18 protein-coding genes are annotated in these 15380 nt (G+C 71.7%); 11 read left to right on the top strand and 7 right to left on the bottom strand.

Annotation, left to right across the window (positions count from 1 at the left end):
• Positions 1-75 precede the first annotated feature (75 nt).
• From ACYUED_RS09635 to ACYUED_RS09625, 3 genes are read left to right on the top strand one after another with little or no spacing between them, the layout of a single operon-like run.
• Positions 76-1083: a sigma-70 family RNA polymerase sigma factor gene (locus ACYUED_RS09635; RefSeq protein ID WP_491291864.1), complete on the top strand. Its 1008-nt coding sequence runs from the start codon at positions 76-78 to the stop codon at positions 1081-1083.
• Positions 1080-1637: a TIGR03086 family metal-binding protein gene (locus ACYUED_RS09630; protein ID WP_491291863.1), complete on the top strand. Its 558-nt coding sequence runs from the start codon at positions 1080-1082 to the stop codon at positions 1635-1637. Before ACYUED_RS09635 ends, ACYUED_RS09630 begins: the two co-directional genes overlap by 4 nt.
• 54 nt (positions 1638-1691) lie before the next feature.
• Positions 1692-3107 carry an MFS transporter gene (locus tag ACYUED_RS09625; RefSeq protein ID WP_491291862.1) on the top strand — a complete coding sequence of 472 codons (1416 nt, stop codon included), beginning with the start codon at positions 1692-1694 and terminating at the stop codon, positions 3105-3107.
• Here the strand turns inward: ACYUED_RS09625 and ACYUED_RS09620 are convergent.
• Positions 2990-3961 carry a DUF72 domain-containing protein gene (locus ACYUED_RS09620; protein WP_491291861.1) on the bottom strand — a complete coding sequence of 324 codons (972 nt, stop codon included), beginning with the start codon at positions 3959-3961 and terminating at the stop codon, positions 2990-2992. The genes ACYUED_RS09625 and ACYUED_RS09620 overlap by 118 nt on opposite strands.
• A gap of 84 nt (positions 3962-4045) precedes the next feature.
• Between ACYUED_RS09620 and ACYUED_RS09615 the strand changes: the two genes are divergently transcribed.
• The 3 genes from ACYUED_RS09615 to ACYUED_RS09605 are packed head-to-tail and all read left to right on the top strand — an operon-like array spanning position 4046 to position 6561.
• Positions 4046-4777 (top strand): NUDIX hydrolase, encoded by a 732-nt coding sequence (locus tag ACYUED_RS09615; RefSeq protein WP_491291860.1) that lies wholly within the window; start codon positions 4046-4048, stop codon positions 4775-4777.
• Entirely contained in the window at positions 4774-5796 is a 1023-nt protein-coding gene (locus tag ACYUED_RS09610) for an ADP-ribosylglycohydrolase family protein (RefSeq protein WP_491291859.1), read from the top strand. Before ACYUED_RS09615 ends, ACYUED_RS09610 begins: the two co-directional genes overlap by 4 nt.
• A 3-nt stretch (positions 5797-5799) precedes the next feature.
• On the top strand, positions 5800-6561 hold the full coding sequence (locus tag ACYUED_RS09605) for a nucleotidyltransferase domain-containing protein (RefSeq protein ID WP_491291858.1): 762 nt from the start codon (positions 5800-5802) through the stop codon (positions 6559-6561).
• Here ACYUED_RS09605 and ACYUED_RS09600 read toward each other — a convergent pair.
• The 4 genes from ACYUED_RS09600 to ACYUED_RS09585 are packed head-to-tail and all read right to left on the bottom strand — an operon-like array spanning position 6484 to position 8935.
• Positions 6484-7230, bottom strand: a complete 747-nt coding sequence (locus tag ACYUED_RS09600; RefSeq protein WP_491291857.1) for a nucleotidyltransferase domain-containing protein — start codon at positions 7228-7230, stop codon at positions 6484-6486. The two genes, ACYUED_RS09605 and ACYUED_RS09600, sit on opposite strands and share 78 nt — an antisense overlap.
• A 22-nt stretch (positions 7231-7252) precedes the next feature.
• Positions 7253-7666, bottom strand: a complete 414-nt coding sequence (locus ACYUED_RS09595; protein WP_491291856.1) for a Rieske (2Fe-2S) protein — start codon at positions 7664-7666, stop codon at positions 7253-7255.
• Entirely contained in the window at positions 7663-8247 is a 585-nt protein-coding gene (locus tag ACYUED_RS09590) for a DUF6529 family protein (protein ID WP_491291855.1), read from the bottom strand. The genes ACYUED_RS09595 and ACYUED_RS09590 overlap by 4 nt, the downstream gene beginning before the upstream one ends.
• Positions 8248-8275: 28 nt before the next feature.
• Positions 8276-8935, bottom strand: coding sequence for a hypothetical protein (locus ACYUED_RS09585; protein WP_491291854.1), 660 nt, complete (start codon positions 8933-8935; stop codon positions 8276-8278).
• Between the two features lie 259 nt (positions 8936-9194).
• Here ACYUED_RS09585 and aroH point away from each other — a divergent pair, with 259 nt between their 5' ends.
• The 5 genes from aroH (at position 9195) to der (ending at position 13679) form a co-directional block, all read left to right on the top strand.
• Positions 9195-9557 carry a chorismate mutase gene (gene aroH, locus ACYUED_RS09580; RefSeq protein WP_491291853.1) on the top strand — a complete coding sequence of 121 codons (363 nt, stop codon included), beginning with the start codon at positions 9195-9197 and terminating at the stop codon, positions 9555-9557.
• A complete protein-coding gene (locus ACYUED_RS09575; RefSeq protein ID WP_491291852.1) occupies positions 9554-10639 on the top strand; it encodes a prephenate dehydrogenase in 1086 nt (361 codons plus the stop codon). Before aroH ends, ACYUED_RS09575 begins: the two co-directional genes overlap by 4 nt.
• Before the next feature lie 147 nt (positions 10640-10786).
• Positions 10787-11473, top strand: coding sequence for a (d)CMP kinase (gene cmk, locus ACYUED_RS09570; RefSeq protein WP_491291851.1), 687 nt, complete (start codon positions 10787-10789; stop codon positions 11471-11473).
• Positions 11431-12123 carry a lysophospholipid acyltransferase family protein gene (locus ACYUED_RS09565; protein ID WP_491291850.1) on the top strand — a complete coding sequence of 231 codons (693 nt, stop codon included), beginning with the start codon at positions 11431-11433 and terminating at the stop codon, positions 12121-12123. The genes cmk and ACYUED_RS09565 overlap by 43 nt, the downstream gene beginning before the upstream one ends.
• An 80-nt stretch (positions 12124-12203) precedes the next feature.
• Positions 12204-13679, top strand: coding sequence for a ribosome biogenesis GTPase Der (gene der / locus ACYUED_RS09560; protein WP_491291849.1), 1476 nt, complete (start codon positions 12204-12206; stop codon positions 13677-13679).
• A gap of 66 nt (positions 13680-13745) precedes the next feature.
• On the opposite strand, the gene ACYUED_RS09555 is transcribed toward der, so the two are convergent.
• Together ACYUED_RS09555 and ACYUED_RS09550 are read right to left on the bottom strand one after the other, a co-directional pair.
• Positions 13746-14135 (bottom strand): hypothetical protein, encoded by a 390-nt coding sequence (locus ACYUED_RS09555; RefSeq protein ID WP_491291848.1) that lies wholly within the window; start codon positions 14133-14135, stop codon positions 13746-13748.
• A 61-nt stretch (positions 14136-14196) separates the two neighbouring features.
• Entirely contained in the window at positions 14197-14979 is a 783-nt protein-coding gene (locus ACYUED_RS09550; protein ID WP_491291847.1) for a DUF8842 C-terminal domain-containing protein, read from the bottom strand.
• Between the last annotated feature and the right edge of the window lie 401 nt (positions 14980-15380).

Below are 15380 nucleotides of genomic sequence, written 5' to 3'. Positions count from 1 at the left end.
GATCCGTTCTCCAGCGATTCGTTTTCGCTCTCTCGCCGGTCTGTACTGCGTGACCGGCGAGAGGAGTGGGCAGGCATGGCTGCTACGACGACGGACCGCGACGAGTTCGTCCGGCTGACGGACCCCTACCGGCGGGAGCTGCTCGCGCACTGCTACCGGATGCTCGGCTCGGTGGACGAGGCCGAGGACCTGGTGCAGGAGACGTATCTGCGGGCCTGGCGGTCCTACGACGGCTACGAGGGCCGGGCCTCCCTGCGGACCTGGCTCCACCGCATCGCCACCAACACGTGCCTGACGGCGCTGGAGAGCCGTGCGAGGCGTCCCCTGCCCTCGGGGCTCGGCGCGCCGTCCCAGGCGCCTGAGGAGGCGCTCAGGGCCCCTGTCACGGACGTTCCCTGGCTGCAGCCGCTGCCCGACTCGCTCGTCGACCCGGCGACCGTCGTGACCGCCCGCGGCAGCCTGCGGCTCGCCCTGGTCGCCGCGCTCCAGCATCTGCCCGCGCGGCAGCGGGCCGTGCTCATCCTGCGGGACGTCATGGCCTGGCGGTCGCACGAGGTCGCGGCGCTGCTCGGGACGTCGGACGCGGCCGTCAAGAGCGCCTTGCAACGCGCGCGTGCCCGGCTCGACGAGATCGCCCCGGACGAGGATCTCGTCGTGGAGCCCGAGGGCGCGGCGGACCGTGACGTCCTCGACCGGTACATGGCCGCCTTCGAGCACGCTGACATGGACGCGCTGCTCGACCTCCTCCAGGACGGCGTCGAGCTGGAGATGCCGCCCCACCTGGAATGGTTCCGCGGCAAGAAGGACGTGCTGCTGTTCCTGCGGTCCCGGGGGCACGGGGAGGGCCGCTACCGGATGCTGCCCACGCGCGCGAACGGGCAGCCGGCCCTCGTCATGTACGTGCGCGGGGCCGACGGCGTCCTGCGCGCGCACTCCGTGCAGGTGCTCACCGTCGAAGGCGGCACGGTGGCCCGCATCACGGCCTTCATCGACCTGGACCAGGTCGTCCGCTTCGGGTTCCCCCGGGCGATGTCGTGCAGTGAGTCCGCGCCCGAGCCTGCAGGGCAGGGTGGACTCCGGTGAACGCCGGGGATCTGCTGGAGCGTTCGCTCGCGTATGCGCTGGGGAGCGTCGCCGGGGTGGCGCCCGGTGGGCTGGGCCGGGGCACGCCGTGCGGGCGGTGGGACCTGCGGGAGTTGCTCGCGCATCTCGACGACTCGCTGGACGCCCTGCACGAGGGGCTGACGGGCGGGCGGATCGGGGTGTTTCCCCGGGAGCCGGAGGCCGTCGACCCCGCGTGCGCGTTCCGCACGCGCGCGTGTGCCGTGCTCGGTGCCTGGGCGGCCGGGCCCGGGGAGCGGGTCCTGGTGGGTGAACTGCCGCTGGACGTGCGGGTGATGGCCGCCGTGGGGTCCGTGGAGATCGCCGTGCACGGATGGGACGTCGCGCAGGCCTGCGGGCGGCCGCGGCCCATCCCGGCCCCGCTCGCGGCCGAGCTGCTGCCCGTCGCGCGGTGCGTGGTCGCCGACGAGGACCGGGGCGTGCGGTTCGCCGAGCCGGTCACCGTGGCGGCGTGCGCGCCGCCTCAGGTCCGGCTGCTGGCCTTTCTGGGGCGGCGCGATTCCTTTCCGGGATGAGGGTGGTCTGCCTTCCGTGAGCGACCTCAAGAGCTCACGGAAGGAACCCCCGTCATGACCGACACACTGCGTGTCTCCGTAACCGAACCACCCACCGAAACGGCCCCGGCCCGACCGGTGTGGACCGTCGTCCTCGCCGGACTGGGCGCGCTGCTCTGCTCCCTGGACGTCGTGGTGGTCGCCACCGCGCTGCCCGCCCTGCGGGCCGATTTCGGGGCGAGCCTGTCGGACCTGGAATGGACGATCAACGCCTACAACCTGGTCTTCGCCTGCCTGACCCTGACCGGCGCCGCGCTCGGCGACCGGTTCGGACGGCGGCGGATGTACCTCGTCGGGCTCGCCGTCTTCACCCTCGGCTCCGCCGCCTCCGCGCTGGCGGGCGGCCCCGGGCCGCTCATCGGCGCGCGCGTGGTGCAGGGCGCCGGCGCGGCCGTACTCCTCCCGCTCACCCTGACCCTGATCAGCGACGCGTTCCCGGCCGAGAAGCGGGGCGTCGCCATCGGTGTGTGGGGCGGGGTGACCGGGCTCGGGGTGGCCGCCGGACCCGTGCTCGGCGGGGCTGTCACCGAGGGCCTGTCCTGGCAGTGGATCTTCTGGCTGAACGTGCCGATCGGGCTCGCGATGCTGCCCCTCGCCGCCACGAAGCTCCGCGAGAGTTACGGCACCCGGCCCCAACTCGACCTGGTGGGCCTGGTGTTGGCGGCCGTCGGCCTGACGGGCCTGGCCTGGGCGCCGGTGCGGGCCCCGCAGGCCGGGTGGGGGAGCGCCGAGGTGCTGTCCGCGCTGGCCACGGGGGTCGTGTTCACGGCGGCCTTCCTCGCCTGGGAACGCAGGGGCGCCCGGTATCCGATGCTGCCTCTCGGGCACTTCCGGAACCGCGGCTTCTCCACCGCCAACGCGGTCGCCTTCCTTCTCTTCGGGTCCCTGCTGGGCGCCCTCTTTATGATCACGCAGCTCTTCCAGACCGGGCTCGGCTACTCCCCGCTGGAGGCGGGCGTGCGCATCCTCGTCTGGAACGCCATGCCGCTGCTGGTCGCCCCGGTCGCGGGCGCGCTCGCGGACCGCTTCGGCACCCGGCCCTTCCTGCTCGCCGGCATGGTCCTGATGGCCACCGGCCTGGCCCTGCTGGCCTGGCAGGTCGAACCCGGCGTCGGATACGGCCAGTTGGTCGTCCCGCTGATCATCGCGGGCATCGGCATCTCCATGGTGTTCCCGAGTGTCGCGAACGCCGTGACCTCGTCCGTGCCCCTCGGCGACGCGGGCGTCGCGGCCGGCGTGAACAACGCGCTGCGCGAACTCGGCGGAGTCTTCGGCGTCGCCGTCGCCGCTCTCGTCTTCACGCAGTACGGCGGCTACGGCTCGCCCGCCGCCTTCCTGGACGGCTGTGCGCCGGCGCTGTGGGTGTCGGCGGGGGCCGCGGGAGCCGGGGCGGTGGTGGCGGCCTTCGCCCCCTCCCGCACGCGCGCGTGATCTCGGTCCGTGCCGTCGAGCAGCCGCTGCGTGCTCTCGGCGGCACGGACCGCGGCCGTACCGCAGCAGTTGTTGAACAGCACGTGGAGCTGGTCGACGCGCGTGGCCAGCGCCCGCAATCGCGGCAGCCACCCGACGAGTTCGTCCTCGCCGTAGTCGAACCGGAACCGGTCCTCCTTGCTCCCCGACCCCCAGGCGGCGCTCCGCCCGTGGAACCGGACGACGGACAGCCGCCGCGAGGTGACCGGCGTGACGGGCGGGACGGACGAGGGCAGCGTCTGCGTCATGTCGACCGCGATGGCGGTCATGCCGTACCGGGTGAGCAGCGCGCGGGTCGCCTCGGCCCACTCCTCCCGCCACCAGCCGGGATGCCGGAACTCCACGGAGACCGGCCACCCAGCGGTCCGCTCGGCGCACTCACGGAGGAACTCGCCGGCCCGCCGCCCGGGCCGGACCCACGGCGGTAACTGGAACAGCACGCTGCCGAGCCGGCCGGCCGCGCGCAGCGGCCCGATGCCCTCGGTGAACCGCGCCCACACCTCGTCGAGCGCCTTCGGGTCCCCCGGATCGGCGGGCAGCCCGTCCGGCATCACCGAACTCCGCGTCGGATGGCCGGTGAGCAGCGAGAACGCCTTCACGTCGAAGACGAAGCCGTCCGGTGTGCGCTCGGCCCACAGCCGGCAGGTGCGGGCGCCGGGCAGCGCGTAGTACGCCGAGTCGACCTCGACGACCGGGAACCGCCCGGCGTAGTGCCGCAGTCTCCCCTCCGCGTCCCGCCGCCCCGGCGGATACCAGCCGCTGCCGACCAGCGCCCGGTCCGTCCATGAACACGTGCCCACCAGCATTTCGCCCATGGGCCCCCGGTTACCCCCGCGGGGGTTGTGGAAGCACACCGGGTCTGTTTATAGTCGCAATGACTATTAAGGGGGCGGGTGAACATGGTCCACGACAAGGGGAGTTACGACAGGTACGCCTACGAACCCTTCGCCGTCACCGTGGACCTCGCTGTCCTCACCGTCCGTTCCGGCGTGCTCCATGTGCTGCTCGTCGAGCGCGGACACGAGCCGTACGCCGGACGCTGGGCGCTGCCCGGCGGCTTCGTGGAGCCGCGTGAGTCGGCGGAGACGGCCGCCCGGCGCGAACTCGCCGAGGAGACCGGCCTCGCGGACGTCACCGGTCTCCACCTGGAGCAGTTGCGGACGTACAGCGAGCCCGACCGCGACCCCCGGATGCGGGTCGTGTCCGTCGCCTTCACCGCGCTGCTGCCCGACGCGCCCGAACCGCACGCCGGCAGCGACGCGGCGCGGGCGAGCTGGCTGCCGTACGACGCGGCGGGCCCGCTCGCCTTCGACCACGACCGGATCCTGGCCGACGCCCACGAACGCGTCGGTGCCAAGCTCGAGTACACCTGCCTCGCCACCACCTTCTGCCCGGCCGAGTTCACGCTCGGCGAGCTGCAGCAGGTCTATGAGACGGTGTGGGGCACCGCCCTCGACCGTCCCAACTTCCGCCGCAAGGTGCTCGCCACGCCCGGCTTCGTCGCCCCGGTCCCCGGTGGTGCGCGACTGACCGGCGGCCGCGGCAAACCGGCCGCGCTCTACCGCGCGGGCCCGGCCACCAGCCTCTCTCCGCCGCTTCTGCGACCGCCCCCGGAAGGACGCCCCGCATGACCGCGACAACCGTCAGGAAGCAAGCCGCCACAGGTGCGTTGACCGGACTCGCCCTCGGGGACGCGCTCGGTTTCCCGACCGAGTTCAACGACGTGCCGTCGATCCTCGCCACATGCGGGCCGTGGCGGGAGATGCGGCTGCCGACGCCGGCGATCGTCACCGACGACACACAGATGACGCTGGCGCTGGGGCGGGGTCTGCGGACGGCGATGGACCGGGGAGTGCTCGGGCCCGAGCACATGACCGAGGCTGTTCGGCGGGAATTCGTCGCCTGGAACCGCTCGCCGGAGAACAACCGCGCACCGGGCAACACCTGCGTCAGGGCGTGCGAGCTGCTGGAGCGCCCGGACCTGGTCTGGCAGGACGCCGGCCAGATCGGCTCCAAGGGCTGCGGTGCCAACATGCGGGTCGCTCCCGTCGGGCTCGCGCCCGGTCTGAGCGATGAACAGCGGGCGGGCGCAGCCCAGTTGCAGTCCGCGCTCACGCACGGGCATCCGACGGCCCTGGCCGCCTCCGACCTCACCGCGCGTGCCGTACGGCTGCTCGCGCAGGGTGCCCGGCCGGCCGAACTCGTGGACCTGCTGCAGCTGTACGCGCACGACAACCGCAGTCAGTACCACCACCGCTGGCTCGGCGACCTGTGGACCCGCGCCGATGACCCCACGCCCGAGCAGTTCATCGCCCGCGGCTGGGACGAGTGCCTGGAGATCCTCGGCCGCCTTCGCGACGCCGTGCACTCGGCCGACCCGGAGGCCGACCCGTGTCTGGCCACCGGTGCCGGCTGGATCGCCGAAGAGGCCCTGGCGACCGGCCTGTTGTGCTTCCTGCTGTTCGTCGACGAACCGGTGACGGCCGTCCGGAGGGCCGCCTGCACCTCCGGCGACTCGGACTCCATCGCCTGTCTGACGGGGGCCTTCGCGGGGGCGTGGCTGGGCGCGGACGCCTGGCCCACCGAGTGGGTGGACCGGATCGAGTACCGGGGCGACCTGCTGACCTTCGGAGCCCTCTGGGATTCTTGAGGCATGATCGACGCCCTGGACATCGACCTGACGCCTGTGGTGGCCGAGCAGCCCGACCCGGTGCTGTTCGCCACCATCTCCGGCGCCCACCTCTACGGCTTCCCGTCCCGCGACTCGGACGTCGATCTGCGGGGCGTGCACCTGCTGCCCGCGGCGGACCTGGTGGGACTGCGGGAGCCGGAGGAGACCCGGTCCCGGATGTGGGACCGGGACGGCGTCGAGATGGACCTGGTCACCCACGACCTGCGCAAGTTCGTACGGCTGATGCTGCGCCGCAACGGCTACGTCCTGGAGCAGCTGCTCTCGCCCCTGGTCGTGCACACCACCGAGGCCCACCAGGAACTGGCCGCGCTCGCTCCCGGCGTCCTCACCAGCCACCACGCCCACCACTACCGGGGCTTCGCCGTGACCCAGTGGCGGCTGTTCGAGAAGACCGGCGAACTCAAGCCACTGCTCTACACGTTCCGGGTGCTGCTCACCGGTATCCGTCTGATGCGCGGCGGCGAGGTGCAGGCCCATCTGCCCACGCTGCTCGGTGAGGTCGGCGAGGCGCCCGCGTATCTGCCGGAACTGATCGCTGCGAAGGCGGAACACGAGCACGGGGCCGCGGATGTCGACCACGCGCGTGTGCAGGCCGACGTCGAGCGGCTGCACGTGGTGCTGGACGAGGAGCAGGCGACCTCGGCCCTACCCGACGCCCCCGGCGTCCACGACGCCCTGCACGACTTCGTCGTACGCATCCGGCTCGACCGGCCGGAGGGCTGAGGTACGGCGGACGCGGACGAGGAAGTCCTCGACGCGGCGGTGGTCCGGCTCCTCGGGCAGTGGGCTGTGCAGGGCCGCCTCGTCCGCCTCGCCCGCCAGGCGGTTCATCCAGGACTCGACGTCCGGCCAGGAGACCTCGCCACGCCTGACCGCCAGCAGCGGCTCGCGCCGGTCGCCGACGTCGATGGTGAGGGCGCCCGTGCGCAGCAGGTCGCGGGAGGTCATCAACAGGCGCAGCAGGTGCATGGCGTGCTTCCAGCGCGGGGCTCCGTGCGTGCGGACGTCGGCCTCCAGCTTCCTGTGCTGGCCGAGGGCGTAGCGGGTGAACGTCGCGTGGGCCCGGCGGGACAGGAACGCCCCGCGCAGCGCGAGGAGTTCACGGCCCGTGTCGTCGACGTACTCCACGAGCGGGGAGTGCAGGCACTCCAGGATGTTCGGGTTCGCCCGCAGCGCCAGCTCGCAGAAGCGCTCCAGCTCCCAGCCGAACTGCTCCTCGGCCGGGCCCTCCACGTGCGTCGGCGGCTTCTCGAAGCGCCAGAACAGGGGAGTGGGGGCCACGAACACGCCCCGGCGATCGGTGTCGCTGCCCTCCGTCGCCAGACCGAAGGCACGCGAACCCATCACGCACGCGTAGATCGTGTGGTCGCGTACCAGGGTCTCGGGGTGCATGCCCGGGAGCGTACGCGGAGCCTCACGCCAGGCGGATCGAATTTCCCTCCACCTTGATCTGCTTCGCGGGCAGCGGCTTGGGCGCGGGACCGCCGGCCACCGAGCCGTCCGTGACGCGGTACTTGCTGCCGTGGCAGGGGCAGTCGATGGTGCCGTCCACGACCTTGCTCACCGTGCAGCCCTGGTGGGTGCAGACCGCCGAGAAGGCCTTGAACTCGTTCTTCGTCGGCTGGGTGACCACGACCTTCTCGTCGTTGAAGATCTTGCCGCCGCCGACCGGGATCTCGGACGTCTTCGCCAGCTCCTGCCCGCCGGAGGCGTTCACGGAGGAGGACCCGGAGTCGCTGTTGTTGTCGCCGTACTTGCTGCAGCCCGCGGCGAGCGTGGCCGCGCCCGTCGCGAGGAGAACCGTGCGCCGAGTCGAGCGGTGGGTCATGTCGTCACTCCGAACGTACGGAAGAACCAGAGGGCGGAGGTCAGCCAGATGAGGGTCAGGGCGGTGAAGACCAGCCCACCGACGAGCGGCAGCAGCCAGTCGGGCAGCCGCTGCGAGCGGAGCAGCAGCATCTTGGCGCTGAACGCACCGAAGAAGAAACAACCCAGGGCGGAGTGCAACAAAACGCGTGTTTCGTACGTCTGGTAGCCCAGCGCGTAGAGGCAGTGCACGGCGACCGGGACCGCCACCAGGAACGCGATGCGGCCCGACCAGCGGTGCAGTGCGGGCGCCCAGCGAGGGCCCGGCAGCTTGCCGTACACCATGAACGCGCTGACGACCTGGACGAGCGCGAAGAAGAAGGCGGTCGTGGCCAGCCACGACTTCACCGCGCCCGTGCTGCTGAACCCCGCGATGTTGTAGGCGGTCCCGGCCGGGTCGTGGGTCTTGCCGTACACGCCGAGACCGACGGCCACCGCGGCGGCGACGAGGGCCGGCACCAGGTAGCGGGCCGGGCCGGGCGCGCGGTGGGCGGGCCCGGGCGAGGGGAAGTTCTGGGTGGCGGCGTTCGGGTCGACGGTCATGGTCGGCTCCCTGGAGCGGACGACGGTGTCAGGGGGTGGCGGGACGTGCCGTGAGCTTCTGTCCGTCGACCGTCACCGCGCCCGTCTCCGGGGCGATGGTGGGTGCGGCCGAGGCGCGTCCGTCGCGGGTGACGATGCCGACCTGCCTTCCGCCCGGCAGGACGATCCAGCCGCCGTCGAGCCTGGCACCGCGCACCGTCGCGGTCGCCCGGTACAGCCCGGACGGCTTCTTGGCCTCGTCGGCGGTGAAGGCGTAGTGTCCGCCGCCCACGTCGACCGAGCCGTGGATGCGCTTGCCCTGCTGGAGGGTGCCGTTCAGCTCGTCGCCGTTCTTGCCGGTCAGCCGCATGCTGCCGTCGTCCTTGACGTCACCCCTCAGCCACGACTCCTTGGAGCGGCCGTCGCAGAAGTAGGCGATCGCCTTACGGTCGCGCACCGTCACGGCGACGGCGGAGGAGTCGTCGTCGGTCCGGCCGGCGTAACTGGCGTCGGGCACCGGTACCCGCGAAGGCGACGGGCTGGGCGAAGCGGTGGTCTTCCTGGGGGCCGGCGACGCCGCGGCGGGCGGCGACTCCTTCTTGGGCGTGGACGAGACGGTCTTCGTACCCGTCGTCGCGTTGAGCGACAGCATGAACAGGCCGAGCAGCAGTCCCGCGAGCAGGGTGATCAGCGGTCCAGGACGCTTCATACGGGCCTCCCCCGAGGCGAGTGTCCTGCCATCAGAGCGGACCGGCGGGCTGCCGTAAAGAGGCGCAGAGGGGCATCTCGCGCCAAGTAGCGAAATCGGGGCGATTCGGTGACATTGGCAATGTCTCCGGTACGCGCGGCGAGCGGTGTGCGCGGTGCTCTCCCGTCTCAGCGGGCGGGCGTCGCGTACGTCGCCCGTCGTGGGCTGGCTAGGCTGGACGGCCGTAGAGCCGATCCGTACATCAGCAAGGAGCCAAGCCGTGGCGGTACGAGCGGTCCGGGGAGCCGTCCAACTGGAACGGGACGAGGCCGGCCACATGGACGAGCAGGTCGGAGCCCTGCTCACCGCCGTCCTCGAGCGGAACGACCTGACCGGCGACGACCTGATCAGCATCTGGTTCACGGCGACGCCCGACCTGCACAGCGACTTCCCGGCGGCCGCCGCCCGCAAGCTCGGCATCGTCGACGTACCGCTGATCTGCGCCCAGGAACTGGACATCGAGGGCGCGCTGCCCCGCGTCGTCCGCGTCCTCGCGCACATCGAGTCCGAGCGGCCCCGCGCCGACATCGCCCATGTCTACCTCGGCGCCGCGGCGGCCCTGCGCAAGGACATCGCCCAGTGAGAACCGCCCTCGTCATCGGCACCGGGCTGATCGGTACGTCCGCCGCCATCGCCCTGTCCCAGCGGGGCGTCGTCGTCCACCTGGCCGACCACGACCCCGGGCAGGCCCGTACGGCCGCAGCGCTCGGCGCCGGCACCGACGAGGCCCCCGACGGGCCGGTAGACCTCGCGATCATCGCAGCGCCGCCCGCGCACGTGGCCGGGGTGCTCGCGGACGCCATGCGCCGGGGCGTGGCCCGCGGATACCTGGACGTGGCCAGCGTCAAGGGCGGCCCGCGCCGCGAGCTGGAGACTCTGGGCCTGGATCTTTCGGCCTACATCGGTACGCACCCCATGTCCGGCCGGGAGAAGTCCGGTCCGCTGGCGGCGACCGGCGACCTCTTCGAGGGCCGCCCCTGGGTGCTGACGCCCACCCGGGACACCGACACCGAGGTGCTGAACCTCGCCCTGGAGCTGGTCTCGCACTGCCGTGCCGTGCCGGTCGTCATGGACGCCGACGCGCACGACCGCGCCGTCGCCCTGGTCTCCCACATGCCCCACCTGATGTCCAGCATGGTGGCCGCGCGCCTGCAGAACGCCGACGAGGCGGCCGTACGGCTGTGCGGTCAGGGCATCCGCGACGTGACCCGGATCGCCGCCTCCGACCCCGGGATGTGGATCGACATCCTCTCCGCGAACCCCGGCCCGGTGGCCGACCTGCTCTCCGACGTCGCCACCGACCTGGAGGAGGCGTTGCAGGCGCTGCGGTCCCTGCAGTCCTCCGACGAGGCCAAGCGGCGTGCGGGCACGTCCGGCATCGAGGACGTCCTGCGGCGCGGCAACGCCGGGCGGGTCCGCGTCCCCGGCAAGCACGGGTCCGCTCCGCGGGCGTACGAGGTCGTGGCCGTCCTCATCGACGACCAGCCGGGTCAGCTGGCACGGATCTTCGCGGACGCCGGCCGGGCCGGGGTCAACATCGAGGACGTACGCATCGAGCACGCGACCGGGCAGCAGGCGGGTCTGGTCCAGCTGATGGTGGAGCCACAGGCGGCGCCGGTACTGACGGCGGCGCTGCGGGAGCGGGGCTGGGCGATCCGGCAGTAGGTTCTCGCCCCCGCCGCCCCTGTGGTGCAGCGACGAACCTCGGCCAAGGACCACTCGTCCGGTCGAGTGGTCCGCACCCAGTAACCTTGTGCAGGGCACGATCCCGCCCCACACTCCCACCGCACCGCACCAGGAAGGTGTCCCCCCGTGGAAAACGGCGTCGCCAAGCCCGTGATTGTCGCCATCGACGGCCCGGCCGGCACGGGCAAGTCGAGCACGTCGAAGGCCGTCGCCGCACAGCTCGGACTGAGCTACCTGGACACCGGCGCCCAGTACCGGGCGATCACCTGGTGGATGGTGAGCAACGGGATCGACATCGACGACCAGTCCGCGATCGCCGCCGTGACGGGCAAGCCCGAGATCGTCTCCGGCACGGACCCGGCCGACCCGACCATCGAGGTCGACGGCACCGACGTGGCCGGCCCGATCCGCACCCAGGAGGTCTCCTCCAAGGTCAGCGCGGTCAGCGCGGTGCCGGAGGTGCGCACCCGGATCACCGAGCTGCAGCGATCGGTGGCCGCCGCCGCGGAGCACGGCATCGTCGTCGAGGGCCGCGACATCGGTACGACCGTGCTGCCCGACGCCGACCTCAAGATCTTCCTCACCGCCTCCCCGGAGGCCCGCGCCGCCCGCCGCAGCGGTGAGCTGAAGGGCGCCGACGTGCACGCCACCCGCGAGGCGCTGATCAAGCGCGACGCGGCCGACTCCTCCCGCAAGACCTCGCCGCTCGCCAAGGCGGACGACGCGGTCGAGGTGGACACCACCGAACTCACGCTCCAGCAGGTCATCGAGTGCGTCGTCACCCTCGTCGAGGAGAAGCGGGCCGGCAAGTGACCGCACCCTCCCTCCCCTCCGAGAAGGGCGCCGAGGTCGGCCGGCGTATCGGCGTCGGCCTGATGTACGGGCTGTTCAAGCCCCGTGTGCTGGGTTCCTGGAAGGTGCCCGCGAGCGGCCCGGTGATCTTCGCCGTCAACCACTCGCACAACATCGACGGCCCGATGGTCATGGGCGTGGCGCCCCGGCCGACGCACTTCCTGATCAAGAAGGAGGCGTTCATCGGCCCGCTCGACCCCTTCCTGCTCGGCATCGGGCAGGTGAAGGTCGACCGGTCGGGCGCCGACCGCGGGGCGATCACGCAGGCCCTGGACGTCCTGTCGGCCGGGGGAGTCCTCGGTATCTTCCCCGAGGGCACCCGTGGCGAGGGCGACTTCGCCGCACTGCGCGCCGGGCTCGCGTACTTCGCGGTCCGCAGCGGTGCCCAGATCGTCCCTGTCGCCGTCCTGGGAAGCTCCGACAGGCCCGGACGGTTGATAAAGGCGCTGCCTCCGCTGCGCACCCGCATCGACGTCGTCTTCGGCGACCCGTTCGAGGCGGGCGACGGAAGCGGACGCCGTACACGCAAGGCGCTCGACGAGGCGACCGAACGCATCCAGAAGCAGCTCACCAGCCACCTGGAAAACGCCAGGCGCCTCACCGGGCGCTAGGCGACACTGAGTAGTGGATCAACCGGCGAAAACCGGGTGTTCCACCGACCACCACGAATGAACGACGAGGTACGGACTTCATGAACGACCACATCCACTCCGACGGCTCGGGCGAGGAGCACGACCACGGAGCGCTTGGCGACGCCGAGTACGCGGACTTCATGGAGCTCGCCGCGGAAGAGGGCTTCGACATCGAGGACGTCGAGGGCGCCATCGAGGCGGCGGGTCACGGCCCGCTGCCCGTCCTCGCCGTCGTCGGCCGCCCGAACGTCGGCAAGTCGACACTCGTCAACCGCATCATCGGCCGCCGCGAGGCCGTCGTGGAGGACAAGCCGGGCGTCACCCGCGACCGCGTGACCTACGAGGCCGAATGGTCGGGCCGCCGCTTCAAGGTCGTCGACACCGGCGGCTGGGAGCAGGACGTCCTCGGCATCGACGCCTCCGTGGCCGCACAGGCCGAGTACGCGATCGAGGCCGCCGACGCCGTCGTGTTCGTCGTCGACGCCAAGGTCGGCGCGACCGACACCGACGAGGCGGTCGTACGACTGCTGCGCAAGGCCGGCAAGCCCGTCGTGCTGGCCGCCAACAAGGTGGACGGCCAGAGCGGCGAGGCGGACGCGGCCTACCTGTGGTCGCTGGGCCTCGGCGAGCCGCACCCGGTCTCCGCGCTGCACGGCCGCGGCACCGGCGACATGCTGGACGCCGTCCTGGAGGCGCTGCCGGAGGCGCCCGAGCAGACCTTCGGCACCGCGGTCGGCGGTCCCCGCCGCATCGCTCTGATCGGCCGGCCGAACGTCGGCAAGTCCTCGCTCCTGAACAAGGTGGCGGGCGAGGAGCGCGTCGTCGTCAACGAGATCGCGGGCACCACCCGCGACCCGGTCGACGAGCTCATCGAACTCGGCGGCGTGACATGGAAGTTCGTCGACACCGCCGGTATCCGCAAGCGCGTCCACCTCCAGCAGGGCGCCGACTACTACGCCTCGCTGCGCACCGCTGCCGCCGTCGAGAAGGCCGAGGTCGCGGTCATCCTGATCGACGCCTGCGAGTCCATCTCGGTCCAGGACCAGCGCATCGTCACCATGGCCGTCGAGGCGGGCCGCGCGATCGTCCTCGCCTTCAACAAGTGGGACACCCTCGACGAGGAGCGCCGCTACTACCTGGAGCGCGAGATCGAGACCGAGCTGGCCCAGGTCGCGTGGGCGCCCCGGGTGAACGTCTCGGCGCGCACCGGCCGCCACATGGAGAAGCTGGTCCCGGGCATCGAGACCGCCCTCGCCGGCTGGGAGACCCGCGTCCCCACGGGCCGTCTGAACGCCTTCCTCGGCGAGCTGGTCGCCGCCCACCCGCACCCGATCCGCGGCGGCAAGCAGCCCCGCATCCTCTTCGGCACGCAGGCCGGCACCAAGCCCCCGCGGTTCGTGCTCTTCGCCTCCGGCTTCATCGAGGCGGGCTACCGACGCTTCATCGAGCGCCGGCTGCGCGAGGAGTTCGGCTTCGAGGGGACGCCGATCCACATCTCGGTGCGGGTGCGCGAGAAGCGCGGCAGGAAGAAGTAGCGCAGACATGGCGGAGGGGCGGCCCCGACCGGGGCCGCCCCTCCGCCATGTCTCACACGCCGTGTCTCACAGGATGCTGCGCGGACCGGGTGGCAGTGCGGCCGGCACATGGTGCATTCCCGTGCCCGGCTGCCCGCTCTGCCCGACGCGCTGCCACTGCGACTGCTGCCGGGCGCTGAAGGCCCCGGCGCTGTAGGCACTGTACGAGCTGCTGAACGACCCCGGCCGGTGCCCGTCGTGCGGCAACGAACTGTTCGGGATGTTCCCGAAGGCGGTGAACCCCAGGTTCTCCTCGCCGCTGCGGTCTCCCGGCAGTGTGCGGAAGGACTTGACGTACTCGGAGTAGAGCGCGTCGTAGATGGGCGTGGCCGAGGGGCCGCCCGACATGTCCTGCGCCGACCGCGCGGACGGAATCGGCTGAAGGGACTGGCGGCGGGGAACGTCGTATGTGTGCACGTATGTCCAAACGACCCCGAAGTTCAAGGGATGCGGTTCGGACGTGCCCCTTTGGGGGCTCTCACGTCCCCGCCAGCGGCATGGCGACGCCGACCAACTTCCCGTTCGCCGCGGCCTTGTCCAGTGCGCCCCGCAGCAGGTCCTCGCGGGGCTGACGTCCGATGGACCCCACCGGGGCGGCGAACATGAGCACCTGCTGGTGCTTGTTGGCGGCGGCTCGCCAGCCCTCGGTCACCTGCAGCGGCTGGTGCGCCTGCCACCAGGCGACCGGCTGACCGGCGTTCGCCCCGGGCTGCAGGACGGCGTGCAGCCGGCCCATGGCGAGCAGCACCGACCAGCCGTGCAGCACGGGCGGCACCTCGGTCAGCTGCGTCAGCGGCATGAACCCCTGCTCGATGAGCAGCGGCAGGAAGTCGTCGCCGAGTCCGGATGCGCCCGGCCGCACGATGGGCCCGGTCGGCTCGACGACCAGCGCCGGGTGCAACTCCCCTGCGATCAGGACGAGTCCGCTGGTCACGCCGAGCACGGCCGGCTCGGGGGCGACCTGGTCGGGGTCCAGGTCCACGGTGTCGCCGGAGATGGACCGCACCGCCCCCCGGAGCTGCTCCTCGGTGACCTGGACGACCTGCGAGGGCAGACAGGTGGCGTGGGCGAAGGCGAGGACGGCGGTCTCCTCGCCGATGAACAGGACGGTGCTGGTGCGCTCCTGTTCGGAGTCGCCCGGAGTGCGGCAGGACGTGCAGTCGTAACTGCCAGGGGCGTTGTCTCCGGCGAGCAGCCTGTCGGCTTCTTCGTCGCCGATCTCGGCGCGTACCTCGTCGCTGACGTCGAGCATGCGCGGCACGGTGGCTCCCTCGGGGGTGCGTGACGGGGCCGGGTGGCTCCCGGCCCGTGAACCGGGTGGGCCCCGGGCTCATGAAGAAGACAACGGGTGATCTGTGGCCGGAGTCACGCCCCACGGCGAACGGAATCGAACCATCCACCGCACAGGGTCACCACAGGTGCGGAAGCGGGCACTCACCGTCAACTCCTGGGAAACCAAAGGAAGTTGATTGCGTGAAGTGGGTCACAGGTTGGGTGGGCAAGTGGTCGACAAATCACGAAATCGGCGAATGAAGTGGGTGACCGAAAATGGTCGATACCCGGGGTAACGGCGAACTGGCCTGGAATGACAAGCAGTTGCTTGCTGACGCCTCGCCGGCATCTCTACATTCCTCGGCCGTGTGCAACGAGCACCGCTCGGGA

It is taken from the genome of Streptomyces sp. DF42 (genome assembly GCF_058267695.1).
This window is presented reverse-complemented; position numbering and strand designations above follow the sequence as displayed.

What these genes read in the sequence shown, in the direction of transcription:
- ACYUED_RS09635 (WP_491291864.1), top strand. Translation starts at nt 76, where the DNA reads ATGGCTGCTACGACGACGGACCGCGACGAGTTCGTCCGGCTGACGGAC.
- ACYUED_RS09625 (WP_491291862.1), top strand. Translation starts at nt 1,692, where the DNA reads ATGACCGACACACTGCGTGTCTCCGTAACCGAACCACCCACCGAAACG.
- ACYUED_RS09620 (WP_491291861.1), bottom strand. Translation starts at nt 3,961, where the DNA reads ATGGGCGAAATGCTGGTGGGCACGTGTTCATGGACGGACCGGGCGCTG.
- ACYUED_RS09615 (WP_491291860.1), top strand. Translation starts at nt 4,046, where the DNA reads ATGGTCCACGACAAGGGGAGTTACGACAGGTACGCCTACGAACCCTTC.
- ACYUED_RS09610 (WP_491291859.1), top strand. Translation starts at nt 4,774, where the DNA reads ATGACCGCGACAACCGTCAGGAAGCAAGCCGCCACAGGTGCGTTGACC.
- ACYUED_RS09605 (WP_491291858.1), top strand. Translation starts at nt 5,800, where the DNA reads ATGATCGACGCCCTGGACATCGACCTGACGCCTGTGGTGGCCGAGCAG.
- ACYUED_RS09600 (WP_491291857.1), bottom strand. Translation starts at nt 7,230, where the DNA reads ATGCACCCCGAGACCCTGGTACGCGACCACACGATCTACGCGTGCGTG.
- ACYUED_RS09595 (WP_491291856.1), bottom strand. Translation starts at nt 7,666, where the DNA reads ATGACCCACCGCTCGACTCGGCGCACGGTTCTCCTCGCGACGGGCGCG.
- ACYUED_RS09590 (WP_491291855.1), bottom strand. Translation starts at nt 8,247, where the DNA reads ATGACCGTCGACCCGAACGCCGCCACCCAGAACTTCCCCTCGCCCGGG.
- ACYUED_RS09585 (WP_491291854.1), bottom strand. Translation starts at nt 8,935, where the DNA reads ATGAAGCGTCCTGGACCGCTGATCACCCTGCTCGCGGGACTGCTGCTC.
- der (WP_491291849.1), top strand. Translation starts at nt 12,204, where the DNA reads ATGAACGACCACATCCACTCCGACGGCTCGGGCGAGGAGCACGACCAC.